This is a genomic window from Allobosea sp. P2_B12 (assembly GCF_056404835.1).
Window position 1 is genome coordinate 296,852 of the sequence record NZ_JBFUDG010000006.1, and the last position, 13,677, is coordinate 310,528.

13 protein-coding genes and 1 tRNA gene are annotated in these 13,677 nt (G+C 67.7%); 2 read left to right on the forward strand and 12 right to left on the reverse strand.

The features are described 5' to 3' along the window. The first annotated feature begins 75 nt into the window (after positions 1–75). Both recJ and AC1DYU_RS16890 read left to right on the forward strand, forming a co-directional pair. Entirely contained in the window at positions 76–1,878 is a 1,803-nt protein-coding gene (gene recJ / locus AC1DYU_RS16885; protein WP_476792631.1) for a single-stranded-DNA-specific exonuclease RecJ, read from the forward strand. A 151-nt stretch (positions 1,879–2,029) separates the two neighbouring features. Then, positions 2,030–2,104 (forward strand) — tRNA-Glu (locus AC1DYU_RS16890). Positions 2,105–2,203: 99 nt separating this feature from the next. Here AC1DYU_RS16890 and AC1DYU_RS16895 read toward each other — a convergent pair. The 12 genes from AC1DYU_RS16895 to AC1DYU_RS16950 all read right to left on the reverse strand — a co-directional run bounded on the left by AC1DYU_RS16895 (position 2,204) and on the right by AC1DYU_RS16950 (position 13,662). After that, positions 2,204–2,806, reverse strand: a complete 603-nt coding sequence (locus AC1DYU_RS16895; protein ID WP_476792632.1) for an alkylhydroperoxidase domain protein — start codon at positions 2,804–2,806, stop codon at positions 2,204–2,206. 23 nt (positions 2,807–2,829) lie between these two features. Further along, a complete protein-coding gene (locus AC1DYU_RS16900) occupies positions 2,830–3,429 on the reverse strand; it encodes a CMD domain protein (RefSeq protein WP_476792633.1) in 600 nt (199 codons plus the stop codon). 43 nt (positions 3,430–3,472) lie between these two features. After that, the gene (locus tag AC1DYU_RS16905; RefSeq protein ID WP_476792634.1) at positions 3,473–4,513 is read right to left on the reverse strand and encodes a putative FMN-dependent luciferase-like monooxygenase; all 1,041 of its coding nucleotides are present in this window, start codon (positions 4,511–4,513) and stop codon (positions 3,473–3,475) included. Next, positions 4,510–5,244, reverse strand: a complete 735-nt coding sequence (locus AC1DYU_RS16910) for an ABC transporter ATP-binding protein (RefSeq protein WP_476792635.1) — start codon at positions 5,242–5,244, stop codon at positions 4,510–4,512. The genes AC1DYU_RS16905 and AC1DYU_RS16910 overlap by 4 nt, the downstream gene beginning before the upstream one ends. A gap of 8 nt (positions 5,245–5,252) precedes the next feature. Next, entirely contained in the window at positions 5,253–6,143 is an 891-nt protein-coding gene (locus AC1DYU_RS16915; protein ID WP_476792636.1) for an ABC transporter ATP-binding protein, read from the reverse strand. Positions 6,144–6,156: 13 nt separating this feature from the next. Further along, positions 6,157–7,980, reverse strand: coding sequence for an ABC transporter permease (locus tag AC1DYU_RS16920; RefSeq protein ID WP_476792637.1), 1,824 nt, complete (start codon positions 7,978–7,980; stop codon positions 6,157–6,159). 16 nt (positions 7,981–7,996) lie between these two features. Then, entirely contained in the window at positions 7,997–9,151 is a 1,155-nt protein-coding gene (locus AC1DYU_RS16925) for an ABC transporter substrate-binding protein (protein WP_476792638.1), read from the reverse strand. A 407-nt stretch (positions 9,152–9,558) separates the two neighbouring features. After that, positions 9,559–9,789: a hypothetical protein gene (locus AC1DYU_RS16930; RefSeq protein WP_476792639.1), complete on the reverse strand. Its 231-nt coding sequence runs from the start codon at positions 9,787–9,789 to the stop codon at positions 9,559–9,561. A gap of 4 nt (positions 9,790–9,793) precedes the next feature. After that, on the reverse strand, positions 9,794–10,315 hold the full coding sequence (locus AC1DYU_RS16935) for a DUF934 domain-containing protein (RefSeq protein WP_476792640.1): 522 nt from the start codon (positions 10,313–10,315) through the stop codon (positions 9,794–9,796). Then, positions 10,302–11,972, reverse strand: a complete 1,671-nt coding sequence (locus tag AC1DYU_RS16940; RefSeq protein WP_476792641.1) for a nitrite/sulfite reductase — start codon at positions 11,970–11,972, stop codon at positions 10,302–10,304. Before AC1DYU_RS16940 ends, AC1DYU_RS16935 begins: the two co-directional genes overlap by 14 nt. Positions 11,973–11,975: 3 nt before the next feature. Next, positions 11,976–12,332 (reverse strand): DUF2849 domain-containing protein, encoded by a 357-nt coding sequence (locus tag AC1DYU_RS16945; protein WP_158487183.1) that lies wholly within the window; start codon positions 12,330–12,332, stop codon positions 11,976–11,978. 283 nt (positions 12,333–12,615) lie between these two features. Then, positions 12,616–13,662, reverse strand: a complete 1,047-nt coding sequence (locus AC1DYU_RS16950) for a sulfate/molybdate ABC transporter ATP-binding protein (RefSeq protein ID WP_476792642.1) — start codon at positions 13,660–13,662, stop codon at positions 12,616–12,618. Positions 13,663–13,677: the final 15 nt, after the last annotated feature.

The following is a 13,677-nucleotide window of genomic DNA, read 5'->3' on the forward strand; positions in this document are numbered from 1 at the left end:
CGAGGCACCGTCCGCCTTGCCTCCTGCAAACGCCACGGTTGACGAACGGCTGCGCCTGCGCGACGCCCTCTGCCCATGAGTCTCGAACCCCCGCGCGCCTTTCTCGGTGTCACCCGTTCCGTGCTGGGCAGGCCCTGGCGCGACCGGCTCGATGCCGCGGGACTTGGCCGCGCCGAGGCCCTGGCGCAGCTCGAGGGCATCCCCGACATCCTCGCCCGGCTGCTGGCGGGACGTGGGGTCGAGGCCAACGAGGCCGCGCTCTATCTCGAACCGAAGCTGCGCGATCTCCTGCCTGACCCGGGCACTCTGGTCGGCATGGACGCCGCCGCGGCCAGGCTCGCGAGGGCCGTGACGGCGCGCGAGCAGGTTGCGATCTTCGGAGATTACGATGTCGATGGCGCCTGCTCGGCGGCGCTGCTGGCGGGTTTCCTGACCGAGGCCGGTGCCCGGCCGCGCATCCATATTCCCGACCGGCTGATCGAAGGCTACGGCCCCAACAGCGAGGCCATCCGCCAGCTCGCAGCCGAGGGCGCGACGCTGCTGGTCACGGTCGATTGCGGCACGACTAGCCATGAGCCGCTGGCGGAGGCCAGGCGCCTCGGGCTCGATGTCGTCGTCCTCGACCACCATCAGGCGCCCGAGCGGCTGCCGGAGGTCGAGGCGCTGGTCAATCCCAACCGCCAGGACGATCTCTCGGGGCTCGGCCATCTCTGTGCCGCGGGCGTCGTCTTCCTGGCGCTGGTCGCGACACGCGCCGAACTGCGCCAGCAGGGCATCTGGGCCGCGCGCGGAACCGAGCCCGATCTGCTGGCGGCGCTCGATCTCGTCGCGCTCGCGACGGTGGCCGATGTCGTGCCGCTGCGCGGCCTCAACCGCGCCTTCGTCCGCCAAGGCCTCGCCATCCTGCGCGGCCGCGCCCGGCCGGGACTGGCGGCGCTGATGGATGTTGCTGGCCTCGACGGGCCGGTACAGCCCTGGCATCTCGGCTTCCTGCTCGGTCCGCGCATCAATGCCGGCGGCCGCATTGGCGATGCGGCGCTCGGCGCGCGTCTCCTGCTGACGCAGGATGAGATCGAAGCGCGCGGCATCGCGGCCGAGCTCAACCGATTGAATCAGGAGCGCCAGGAGATCGAGCGCCAGGCCGTGCTGGAGGCGACCTCGCAGGCCGAGCATGCCCTGATGCGCGATGCAGAAACCGCCGTGCTGCTCGCCGGCTCGCCGGACTGGCACCCCGGCATCGTCGGGCTCGTCGCGGCGCGGCTGAAGGAGCGTTTCCGCCGGCCGGCCTTCGCGCTGGCGCTGAACGGGGAGGGCGGTGCCACGGGCTCGGGCCGCTCCGTCGCCGGGGTCGATCTCGGCCGCGCCGTGCGTGCCGCCGTCGAGGCCGGGCTCGCGGTCAAGGGCGGCGGCCACGCCATGGCGGCGGGCGTCACGCTGGCGGCCGGGCAAGGCGAGGCCTTCCACGCCTTCCTGACGCAGCGCCTGGCAGCCGAAGTCGGCGAGGCCGGCGCCTCCGAGGCGCTGCTGATCGATGCCGCGCTCAGCGCCGGCGGCGCCAATCCGCGTCTGCTCGCCGAGATCGAGCGGGCCGGTCCGTTTGGCGCCGGCAGTCCCGAGCCGGTCTTCGTCTTTCCAGCGCACCGGCTGACGGACGTTGTCGAGATCGGCAGCGGCGGCCATGTCCGCGTCAAGCTGCGCAGCGGCGATGGCGCGACCATTGGCGGCATCGCCTTCCGCGTCGCGCAGGAACCGCTCGGCCAGGCGCTGATGGCGGCGCGCGGCGAGAGCGTCCATCTCGCCGCGACCCTGACCCTCAACCGCTGGGGCGGCAACGAATCGGCCGAACTGCGCGTCCTCGACCTGGCGCGGTCGGGCTGAGGGCGAGGCCCGGTATCGTGGGCCGGTGCGCGGAAATCCGTGCTCGCGCGGCGATTGCTCACAGGGAACCGGAAACTGGCGCTTGCGGAGCCGGAAAGCTGCCACTATACCTCGCCCCGCTTCGACACGAGCCCTCGCGGTTCGGAAGCCCGCGACCTTCGTCTATCGGTTAGGACACCAGCCTTTCACGCTGGGGAGACGGGTTCGACTCCCGTAGGTCGCGCCACTCATGTGGCAACGTCATTTGCGCGCAAAAGCGCGACGCTGCCCAAAGCGATTCGCGCTCATCCCCGGCCCGGCATCCAGGCTGTCGTTGCCAGACAGTTCAGGCCGCTTGCTCCGGCTCGCCAAGCGACAGCATCAGCCGGTTGGCCCAGTTGAAGAAGGCTGCGGAATGGATCAGGTCGGCGATGGCGAGATCGGCGAGGCCGAGATCGCGCAGCGTCGCGACATGCTGCGGGCCGAAAGCGATCGGCGTCGCCGTCAGTGCCACCGAGGCCGCGATGATGGCATTCCACAGCGGGTCGATATCGGCGCCCACGCCTTCGTCGAGCAGGCGCTGGACGTCGTCGTGACGCTTCGAGAACGTCGTGGCGAAGCGGGCATGGACCGAGGCGCAGTAGATGCAGCCATTGCTGCGGGAGACGGCGGCCGCCGCTAGCTCGCGCTCTGCGCGGGGGAGACCCTCCTTCGTGTTGTAGAAGATGTCCTTGTCGGCCAGCGTACGGGTCTTCAGGATATCGGGATCATGCGCCAGCAGCCGGAAATACGGGCTTTTGGCACGCGCGATGTCGACCAGCCCGTCCTTCTGCCGCTCGGTCAGCGCGTCCTCGGCGACGGGCTCGATCCAGGCGTTCCAGCCGAGATGCGCCTGGGTGAAAACCGTCGGCGCGCCGGTCGAGACGGTGTCTAGAGTGGTGGTGGTCATCGAGGTGGCTCCGAAAACAGGGGTCAGGCGCTGAGCAGGCGCAGGCCATGCGCCGCGCGGATCTGGAAGGAGAGAAACGCCACGATCTGCGAAACGGTCACGATCTCGGGCGTGCTCCAGCCGGCCGCCTGCAGGGCCGCCAGCGCTGTGGGGCTTGCATCGCGCGGGTGAAAGACCAGCAGATGGGCATGCGCCAAGAGCGCTGCGAGTCGCTGTCCGAGGACGCCCTTGTCCGCGCCCTCGACGCTGAAGGTCGGCCCGGCGACGTCCTCCACCGAGAGCGGCCCCGCCGGATAAGCCCCGTATGGCCCTGTCGTGCGCGCCGACTGCGCTTGGCGCGCGATCAGGTCTGCGAGCTCCGGGCCGCCGGACTGCTCTTTCAGGAGAACGCCGTAATGCGCTGCCCCGGAAACGTCGCCATGCAGCAGCGTCACGAACAGCGCCAGCGCCAGCCGCTCGCTCTGGCTGACGCCACCCTGGTCGCCGACCGCAAACAGCGCCTCGTAGCTCGCCTGGATATTGAGCCGGGTGACCGGCCGCTCGCGGCGCAGCCGATCCAGCCCGGTGCCGGGGACGACGCCGACCAGCGTGTCGAGCACGTCGGGCGTGGTTTCGATGGTCATGGGTCTTGCCTCATAATTCTCAAGGGAAGGTGCCGGCGGCCTGTCAGCCTGCGCTGGCCGCGATCTTGATGCCGGGGCTGGAATGCTGGCGCGCCCAGCCCAGCGCCGGTGCGACATGCTGCGCGGTCAGTTCGAGCGAGCGCAGGATCAGCTTGTGCGGCGGATCGACGGAATGGGCCTGGAAGACGAGATCGGTGACGCGCGGCAACACGCTGTCGGCCGATAGCGAGGCGATTACGTCGTCAGGCGTGCCGACATGAACGTCGAAGGATTTGATCAGCGCGGGCAGGCTGCGATCGGGAACATGATGACCGTTGGCGATAAAGCGATCGAGCACCCGGTTGAGGCCGATCTCGGCATATTTCAGCGCTTCCTCGCGCGTATCGGCGACGAACAGTGTTCGCGAGCCCAGAATGCGGGGCTCGATTCCCGGTGGAAGGTTGGCGAGATAGGCATCGACGATCGGGTGCTGGATTTCCGGCAGCGTCTGCCAGGACCCGTCCGCGCTGCGCGGCTGGGTGCGCGATAGCATCAGCCCCGATCCCGCCAGCCCGATGCGCTCGGCCCCGGCCGCCGAGAAGGTCGCCTGCCAGACCCGCTGCGCCAGCGAGCCGGCCTCGGGGTAGAGCCGGTTGTCGTCGTGGCCGAGCGGCGCGCCTTTCCAGGCCTCGTGCAGCCGCTCGTAATTGCGGTTGAACGCGGCATTGCGCTGGTCCTTGTCGAGGCCGAAGGCCAGGAAGGTCTCGGGCGTCGCGCCGGTGCCGAAGCCCAGTTCGAGCCGCCCGCCCGAAAGCAGGTCGAGGACCGCCGTGTCCTCGGCGATGCGGATGGGATCCTCCATCGGCAGGATGATGATGCCCGTGCCCAGCCGGATGCGCGACGTGCGCGCGGCAACGAAGCCCAGGAACGGCATCGGCGAGGGCAGGCCGCCCTCGTCGCGATGGAAATGGTGCTGCGCCACCCAGGCCGAGTCGAAGCCCTGCTTCTCGGCATGAACGATCTGCTCCGTGGCGAGCCGGTAGCGTTCGCCGGCCGGCGCATCGTCGAGGAGGCGGGTGAAGAACCCCAGTCGTTTCGTATTCATGCTGCTTCCGCTCCGCCGAGATAAGCGTCCCTGATCCGCGCATCGACAAGCAAGTCGGCTGCCGCGGCCTCGATCACCACGCGCCCGGTCTGCAGGACATAGCCGCGATCGGCGATCTGCAAAGCCAGATTGGCGTTCTGCTCGACCATGAAGACGCTGACGCCCTCGCCGTTGATGTCGCGGATCAGCGCGAGCACGCGGTCCACCCAGAGCGGCGACAGGCCCATCGTCGGCTCGTCCATGATGATGATGCGGGGCCTTGCCATCAAGGCGCGCGCCATCGCCACCATCTGTTGCTCGCCGCCCGAGAGCGTGCCGGCCTGCTGACCGATGCGTTGCGCCACGCGCGGAAACAGCGCCAGCACGCGCTCCAGATCGGCCGCGACCGCAGCCTTGTCGTCGCGCGTGAAGGCGCCCATCAGCAGGTTCTCGCGCACGCTCATGGCGCCGAACAGCCGCCTCGCCTCGGGCACGGTGCCGACGCCGAGCCGCACGATGCGCGGCGTCGACAGCCCCAGCACCGAGACGCCGTCGATCAGCACGTCACCGGCGCTGGGCTTCACCAGCCCGAGGATGATCTTCATCGTCGTCGATTTGCCGCTGGCATTGCCGCCGAGCAGGCAGATGATCTCGCCGCGCTCGACCCTCAGCGACAGGCCGAAATGCGCCTGCACCGGACCGTAGAAGGTATCGACGTCGCGCAGTTCGAGAATGGGAGGCGTCTGTGTCATGGCGCGGCTCAGGCTGTGACAGGAAGCGTCGGGGCGGCGGTCGCGGCGTTGCCGGCAGGGGCTGCCGCGCCGATGTTGCCGTGGCCGAGATAGGCCTCGATCACGGCGGGATCGGTGCGCACGGCCTGGGGCTTGCCCTCGGCGATCTTGCGGCCGTCATCGAGCACGATCACGCGATCGGACAGACGCATCACCATGTCGAGCTTGTGCTCGATCAGCAGGATGGTCTGGCCGCGCGCCTTCAGGCTGGCGATGATCTCGAGCATTTCCGCCGTCTCCGTCGGGTTCATGCCGGCGGTCGGTTCGTCGAGCAGCAGCAGGCGGGGCCGCGCCGCGAGCGCCCGGGCGATCTCGACGCGGCGGCGGTTGGCATAGGACAGGCTGTGCGCCGGCTGGTCGATGCGCGGCAGCAGCCGGTCGCCGAACAGCGTCAGGATCTCGCGCACCTCGTCGCGCAGCGCTGCCTCTTCCGCCCTTACGCTGGCAGGTCTGACCAGCGCCAGGGCAAGCTCGGCCAGCGGCCCGATGATCGGCCAGTCCGGCCGCACGGCGCGCAGCCTGCCATGCGCCCCGATCAGGACGTTGTCGGCGATGCTCAGATTGGCAAAGACGCGGCCATGCTGGAACGTCCGGGCGATGCCGGCCGCCGCGATGCCTTCCGGCGAGCGCCCGGCGATGTTGGCTCCCGCGAAGCGGATCGCGCCCGCGTCGGGCTTGTCGAGCCCGCTGATCAGGTTGAAGGCGGTTGTTTTGCCGGCCCCGTTGGGGCCGATGACGCTGACGAGCTCACCCTCGAAGACCGAGAGGTCGATGCCGCCGACGGCGGTGACGCCGCCGAAGCGCCGCACCAGCCCGGTCGCTTCAAGCAGGGGGGCAGTGGTGATCGGTGAAGCGTTCACGGGTGCGTTCATGTCAGACGGTGCCGAGCAGGCCCTGGGGCCGGAAACGGACGAGCAGCAGCAGGGCGATGCCGTAGAGCAGGATCCGGTATTCGGCGGCGATGCGGAACACCTCCGGCAGGCCGATCAGCGCGACGGCGCCGAGAATCGCGCCACCGACATTGCCCATGCCGCCGAGGATGGCGATCGTCAGCGCCAGCACCGAGATGTGGGTGTTGAAGGTCTCGTGGTTGATGAAGGAGTACATATGGGCGGTGAAGGCGCCGCTGATCCCGGCGACGAAGCCCCCGAACGCGAAGGCCAGCCCCTTGTAGCGGTTCAGGCTGATGCCGAAGGAGCGCGCGGCGACGTCGTCGTCGCGCACCGCGCGCATGGTGCGGCCGAGATGAGAGCTCAGCAGCCTGACCTGCAGCAGCGCCAGCGCCAGCATGATTGCGAATGCCACCCAGTAGATCGCATTGGTGTCGTAGAGGGGGCGCCCGAAGAATTCGAGCGGCGGGATGCCGGCAACCCCGATCGGACCATGCGTGACGCTCTCCCAGTTCAGGATGACGAGCGCGACGATCTCGCCGATGCCGAGCGTGGCGATCGAGACATAGTGCCCCCGCAGGCGGAAGGCCGGCGAGACCAGAAGCGTGCCCAGGCCCGCCGCCATCAGACCGCCGGCAATGATGGTCAGCCAGACCGGGAAGCCGTAATCGGCAGCCAGCAGCGCCGAGGTATAGCCGCCGATGGCGAGCAGCGCCGCATGGCCCAGCGAAACCTGCCCGCTGGTGCCCGCGACCAGCGTCAGGCTCAGGCCCAGCAGGGCATAGAGCCAGGCATTGGTCAGGGTCTGGATCAGGTAGCCGTTGTCGATCAGTAGGGGCAGGGCGATGGCGAAGGCTGCAAGAGCTGCCAGCAGCGGCACGGGCAGGCGGATGGGCTTGCTGGGCGCGATGAAGGTGCCCGTCATCGGCTCGGGCGGGAGCTGGTGGCGGCTGGCGAACAGGCCGTTCGGCCGCAGCACAAGGATCGCGATCAGCAGCAGGAAGGCGAACAGGTTGCGGTAGCTCGTGCCCAGTAGGGCCACGCCATAGCTCTCGATGATGCCGAGCAGCAGCGAGCCGACGATCGCGCCGGGTACGTTGCCGACGCCGCCGACGACTTCGGCGACGATGCCCTTCAGTGTCGCCTCAAACCCCATCGTCGGGGTGATGACATTGTAATACATGCCGACCAGCACGCCGCCGACACCGCCGAGCGCAGCCGCGATCGCGAAAACGATGCGGTTGACCTGGTCGACATCGACGCCGACCACGCGGGCGGCCTCGCGGTCCAGCGCCGTGGCCCGCACCGCCCAGCCCCATTTCGTCAGCTTGAGGAAGGCAAAGAGCGCGCTCGCCGCCGTAATGCCGATGCCGCCGATCAGCAGGTCGAGCACGCCGATGCTGCCGCCGCCGATCTGGAGCCGCCAGTTCGGGAGCTGCATCGGCACGGCGCGCGGGTCGGGGCTGAACAGGATCTGTACCGTCTGGTCGAGCACGAAGCTCAGGCCGATGGTGGCGAGCAGCGGCGCGATGCGCGGCGCGCCAGCCAGCGGCCGGATGCCGAAGCGCTCGATGGCGATGCCGAGCAGTGCGGTGAGGACCACAACCAGCAGAAGCGTCACCGGAAACGGCGTGTGCAGCACCGAGACCGCGACCCAGCCGACATAGGCTCCCACGACATAGACCGAACCATGCGCGAAGTTGATCAGGCGGCTGACGCCGAAGATCAGCGCCAAGCCCACCGCCAGCAGGCCGTAGATGTTGCCGATGATCAGGCCGTTGATGGTGTGGTCGAACCAGGAGGTCATCGGAGCGTTTGCCGCGTCAGTTCGTCTTCACCCCGTCCCACAGCGTGAAGCGTCCGTTGCGGACGACGAGCTGTGCGCTCTGGGCGCCGAGCACGCGGCGCGTCTGCGGGTCGAAGGTCGCCTTGCCGTAGACCACGCTGGGCACGTCCTTCACCCTGGCCAGCGTGTCGCGGATGGTGGTGCGGTCGAGGTTCGGCGCCTCGCGCAGCACCTGCCCGAAGAGGACGACCGTGTCATAGGCATAGGCGTTGAAGGCGTCGGGCTCCTTGCCGTATTTGGCTTTGAACTCCGTAACGAAAATCTGCACCTCCGGGCGCGGATCCTCGGGGAAGAAGCGCGCATTGGTGAAGACGCCCTCCGAAGCCTCGGCGCCCAGCTCGATGAATTTGGGCGAATAGATCGAGCTCGATGCCGCGATCGGCACGGTGACGCCGGTCTGCCGTGCCTGGCGCACGATTAGGGCGCCGTCGGCATAGTAGGACACCAGGAAGAGCCCGTCGGGCTTGGCGTCGCGCACCCGCACCAGCGTCGAGCGGAAATCCTTCTCGTCGGGCTGGTAGCCCTCGGACGCTACCACTTCGGCGCCCAGTTCCTTGGCCTTGGCGGCGAAGTGGTCCTTGCTAGTGCGGCCCCAGTCGGTGTTCAGGTAAAGCACTGCGATGCGCTTGAAGCCGAGCTTGTTGACGACATATGTCGCGTTCAGCGGCTGCTCGTCGGCCTGGCTGACCGAATTGCTCCAGATGAAGTCGCCGGGCTTGGTGAAGGCGGGGTGCGAGTTCGTGAAGCCGAACTGGACGAGCCCGGCGCGCTGATAGATCGGCGAGGCGGCCATCGAAGCGGGGCTGGCGAAATCGCCGAGTTCGGCGACGATGCGCTTGTCGGCGACGAATTTCTGCGCCACGGCGACCGTCTGCTTCGGGTCGCTCTGCGTGTCCTCGAAGATGTAGCGCAGCGGCCGGCCCTTGATGCCGCCCGAGCCGTTGATCTGGTCGAGCGCCAGGTCGAAGCCCTGCTTCCACTGAGCGCCGTATTGGGCATTGGGCCCGGTCAACGGCCCGCTGACGCCGAGATAGATCGGCTCGCCGGTAGGCTCGGCGGCGATCGAGCGGCCGACGGAATTCGCCAGGAGGGCGGCTGTCCCCGACCGAAGTAGCGTGCGACGGCTGATCATGATCCTGCTCCCGAATGGTTGCATCGACGGTGGCTACATCGGCGCCGTTCCGGCGGTGATGTCGCTTCGATTGGCCGAGACAGTGCGCCTCCAAAACGCACCGCGTCAATGAAACGTTCTTTTAAAAGAACAATCTAAAGAGTAGATAGCCTTTGAGGGCGGGGGCTAGAGTGGAATATTTATCTCCGGCTCCTGCGTATGAGCTGGGCCTAGCGTGAGCGGTGGCGGCCAGCGACGCGCCAAACGTTCCGATCAATGGGTCAAACGCTGTCGTTCTTTATAAAAAACGATCTCTCGATTCTGGAATCGAAGAAGGCCTAGCAAGCTCCATGCCGCCGAGGGCGCGCGGGGCCCAAGGACCAGGCCGGCGCGCGCTTCTGCGAGGTCGCTTGTCTGGACGAAAGCCCTTACCGGGTCGTCGCCTGAGGCGTCGATCGCGTCGGATCGGCGGCCGGTCGCGGCATGAAGAACCAGCCGCAAAGCAGCGCGACGACCAGCAGCCGGAAGCCGAGGTCGAGCCAACGCTCGCCGGGCTTGCGCGGCAGGAAATCCGCGATCTCGCGCGGTGAGGTGTCGTCGTCCCAGGTTGTCGCCTTGCCCATCTCGACTGTCTCCTTGTCGCTGGCGCGCTCGCTCATCGCGTCAGCGTGCCGTGCTGCCGGAAGCGTTCCGGGCGAGCCTGCGACGGTCCAGGATGTTGCCGTCGCGGCGGTAGCCGCGCTGGTAGGTCTGGCTCAGGCGCCCGCGCGCCTGCTGCCATTGCAGCACGGTCTGCCGGTCGGCGCTGGTGTCCGGCAGTTCGATCTCGTCGAAACCGCAGGCGAGGGCATAGTCGAACTGGTCGGGGATCAGAGGCCCCGACGCACGCAGCGATCCCGTGAAGCCCGCCCGCCGGATCGCCTTGGCCTGGCTGAAACCGCGGCCATCCGCAAAGGCGGGAAAGCCGATGGCGATCAGCGACAGCCGGGGCAGGAAGGGTTCGAGCTCGGAGACGGCCAGCGCATTGGAGATCAGCACCCCGATCTGCTGATCCGGCGCAAGCTGGGCCAATGCCTCCGGCAGCGCGTCGAAGCCGACCAGCGCCCGCGACAGGTTGCCGATCGCGGCTCCCTCGGTGCGTGTCCGGCCATCGGTGGCGGCCCCGTCGCGATCAAGCAGCAGCATCGGCCAGTTCCTTGAACGCAGTCTTGAAGGGAACCAGCCCGACGCGCTTCACGGTCTCGATGAAGCGTTCGCCGTCATGGCGATGGCGCTCATAGACGCCCACGATCGCCTCGATCGCGTTGGGCACCTCTTCGGCCGGCAGGCCGGGGCCCAGGATCTCGCCGATCGAAGCGTTCTCGGTCGCCTCGCCGCCGAGCGTGATCTGGTAGGATTCGATGCCGCGCTTCTCCAGGCCGAGAACGCCGATATGGCCGACATGGTGATGGCCGCAGGCATTGATGCAGCCGGAGATCTTGATGTTGAGTTCGCCGATCGACGCCTGACGCTCGACATCGGCGAAGCGCTGCGCGATGGCCTGTGCGATCGGGATCGAGCGGGCCGTGGCGAGCGCGCAATAGTCGAGCCCGGGGCAGGCGATGATGTCGGTGATCAGGCCGAGATTGGCGGTGGCGAGCCCAACCGGAACCAGCGCCTGCCAGATCGCAAAGAGATCATCCTTGCGGACATGCGGTAGGACGAGATTCTGCGCATGGGTGACGCGCAGTTCGTCGAAGGAGTAGCGCTCCGCGAGATCGGCGACGAGCCGCATCTGCTCGGAGGTCGCATCGCCCGGGGCCAGACCGACCGGCTTCAGCGAGATCGTCACGGCGCTGTAGCCGGGCACGCGGTGCGGGGTCAGGTTGGTATCGACCCAGCGGGCGAAATCGGGGTTCGCTGCCTTCGCCACGGCCAGCGCCTGGCTGTCGTCCGGCAGGGACTGATAGGCCGGCGGCGTGAAATAGCTCTCGATCCGGGCCAGTTCCTCGGGGTCGGCATTGACCGAGGGGCCGTCGAGCCGGGCGAACTCGGCCTCGACCCGGCAGCGAAACTCATCCGTACCGATCTCGTGGACCAGGATCTTGACCCGCGCCTTGTACTTGTTGTCGCGCCGGCCCTCGAGATTGTAGACCCGCATGACCGCCTCGAGATAGGCGAGCAGATCGGGTTTGGGCAGGAAGTCGCGCACCACCTTGCCGATCATCGGCGTGCGGCCGAGCCCGCCGCCGACGCTGATTTCGTAGCCGATCTCGTCGGTTTTCGGATGCTTCAGGATCCGGATGCCGATGTCGTGCGCCTTGATCACGGCGCGGTCATGCTGCGCGCCTGTGGCGGCGATCTTGAACTTGCGCGGCAGGTAGCTGAATTCGGGATGGGCCGTCGACCACTGCCGGATCAGCTCGCAGACGGCGCGCGGATCCTCGATCTCGTCCTGCGCGACACCGGCGAAATGATCGGCCGTGACGTTGCGGATGCAGTTGCCCGAGGTTTGGATGCAGTGCATCTCGACATCGGCGAGCAGGTCGAGGATGGCGGGCACGTCGCGCAGCTTCGGCCAGTTGAACTGCAGGTTCTGCCGCGTGGTGAAATGGCCGTAGCCGCGGTCGTAGCGCTCGCCGATCAGGGCAAGCTGGCGCAATTGCCGGGCCGAGAGCGTGCCGTAGGGAATGGCGATGCGCAGCATATAGGCGTGCAGCTGCAGATAGACGCCGTTCTTCAACCGCAGCGGCTTGAACTCGTCCTCGGTCAGCGAGCCGTCCAGGCGTCGGGCAACTTGGTCGCGAAACTGGCCGACGCGCTCGCGCACGAAACGCTCGTCGAACTCATCATAGCGATACATGAATCATACGCTCCGGCGGGCGGCGATGCCTTCGCCGGCCTGCTTGCCCAGATCAGGGCGGTTGCTTGGGCCCAGCGTCTTGAAACGCTCGCGGAAATGCCGGGGTACGGGTCCGGCAGCGCCCAGTTCCACATCGACCAGATAGGCGTCGACCACATGCTGGGCCGCGAGTTCGGCGGTGGCGAACCCTTCCAGCCGGACCGCTGCGGCGTCATCCGTCGCGACCAGCGCAAGGCCCGGATCGCGCGTCCAGCCGAGCGAACCATCGGCCTCGCCGATGGCGAAGACGACATCGCCATCGAGCAGGTCGTTGGCGAGCAGAATCGCCGGCAGGGGCGGGCGGGTGGCTGAGCTTGCCATCACGCGAGCCCGACGACTCGCCGGCCCGCGACGGGCCTGCGCTCAGGCGCCGGGCCTGGGCTGTCGATGACATGCTGAGTCGCCAAAGGATCGCGCTCCCGTTCTGTATTCCGAACGGAATTTAGGCTATCGCGCCTTTCGGTTCAATTCACATCCAATGGATGGATTTGCCAAATTTTCACAGCCTGGAAGTAGAATAAACTCCACGTCCAGCCCGTGCTTTGTCACGGTGAAAGGAATTTCTCGGCCGATCTCCTGAGCGCGCGTTTCTCATCCCCGGATTTCAGGCGGTGGCGAAAGCCGTGGCATGGGTGATCTTGACCCGCACCCGCTCGCCGATCGCAGGCGCGACCTGGCTGGTCAGATCGAGATCGAGCCGCTTGGTCAGCCCGGCGACGGCGATTTCCGCGCGCCGCAGCGCGCCGGTCCGGCGCAATTGCTCGACCACGCCGGGGATCGAGAGCGGCGTCTCATCGACGAATTTGAGGTGATGGGGCCGGACATAGAGCGCCGCTGGGCCGCTCTGGTTCTGGGTCAGCCCGCCGAGAACCGGCCTGTCGCCGAGGAAGGCCTGGCTGCCGACGATCTTGACCGGCAGCCGGTTCGCCTCGCCGAGGAACTCGCAGACGAAGGGCGTCGCCGGATGGTCGTAGACATCGTCGGGCGTGCCGACCTGTTCGAGCTTGCCCTCATTGAGGATCGCGACCCGGTCGGCGAGTTCGAGCGCCTCCTCCTGGTCATGCGTCACGAAGACGGTGGTGTGGCCGGTCCGGCTGTGCAGGTCGCGCAGCCAGGCGCGCAGATCCTTGCGGATCTTGGCGTCGAGCGCCCCGAATGGCTCGTCGAGCAGCAGGACCTGCGGTTCGATGGCGAGCGCCCGCGCCAAAGCGACGCGCTGGCGCTGGCCGCCGGAGAGCTGGCTCGGATAGCGCCGCTCCAGGTCGGGCAGTTGAACGAGTTCGAGCAACGCCTTGACGCGCCTTGTGATTTCTGCGCCGTCCGGCCGCTCCGCGCGCGGTCGCGAGCGCAGGCCGAAGGCGATGTTCTCGGCCACCGTCATCGTCTTGAACAGGGCGTAGTGCTGGAAGACGAAGCCGATGCGCCGGTCGCGCAGCGACAGGTCGCGGGTATCGACATCGCCGAACAGGACCCGGCCGGCATCCGCCTGCTCGAGGCCCGCGATCAGCCGCAGCAGAGTGGTCTTGCCTGAGCCGGAGGGGCCGAGCAAGGCGACGAGTTCGCCAGGCTGGATATCGAGCGAGACGTTCCGCAGCGCCTGGAAGGCGAGGAAACGTTTGTCGATGGCTTCGATCGTCACAGCGACGGACATCAGCGGTTCCCGCGA

Bases quoted from the DNA above. Each gene is read 5' to 3' on its own strand.
- AC1DYU_RS16905 (WP_476792634.1), bottom strand. From the start codon at position 4,513: ATGAATACGAAACGACTGGGGTTCTTCACCCGCCTCCTCGACGATGCG.
- AC1DYU_RS16930 (WP_476792639.1), bottom strand. From the start codon at position 9,789: ATGAGCGAGCGCGCCAGCGACAAGGAGACAGTCGAGATGGGCAAGGCG.
- recJ (WP_476792631.1), top strand. From the start codon at position 76: ATGAGTCTCGAACCCCCGCGCGCCTTTCTCGGTGTCACCCGTTCCGTG.
- AC1DYU_RS16925 (WP_476792638.1), bottom strand. From the start codon at position 9,151: ATGATCAGCCGTCGCACGCTACTTCGGTCGGGGACAGCCGCCCTCCTG.
- AC1DYU_RS16935 (WP_476792640.1), bottom strand. From the start codon at position 10,315: ATGCTGCTGCTTGATCGCGACGGGGCCGCCACCGATGGCCGGACACGC.
- AC1DYU_RS16945 (WP_158487183.1), bottom strand. From the start codon at position 12,332: ATGGCAAGCTCAGCCACCCGCCCGCCCCTGCCGGCGATTCTGCTCGCC.
- AC1DYU_RS16900 (WP_476792633.1), bottom strand. From the start codon at position 3,429: ATGACCATCGAAACCACGCCCGACGTGCTCGACACGCTGGTCGGCGTC.
- AC1DYU_RS16950 (WP_476792642.1), bottom strand. From the start codon at position 13,662: ATGTCCGTCGCTGTGACGATCGAAGCCATCGACAAACGTTTCCTCGCC.
- AC1DYU_RS16940 (WP_476792641.1), bottom strand. From the start codon at position 11,972: ATGTATCGCTATGATGAGTTCGACGAGCGTTTCGTGCGCGAGCGCGTC.
- AC1DYU_RS16910 (WP_476792635.1), bottom strand. From the start codon at position 5,244: ATGACACAGACGCCTCCCATTCTCGAACTGCGCGACGTCGATACCTTC.
- AC1DYU_RS16895 (WP_476792632.1), bottom strand. From the start codon at position 2,806: ATGACCACCACCACTCTAGACACCGTCTCGACCGGCGCGCCGACGGTT.
- AC1DYU_RS16920 (WP_476792637.1), bottom strand. From the start codon at position 7,980: ATGACCTCCTGGTTCGACCACACCATCAACGGCCTGATCATCGGCAAC.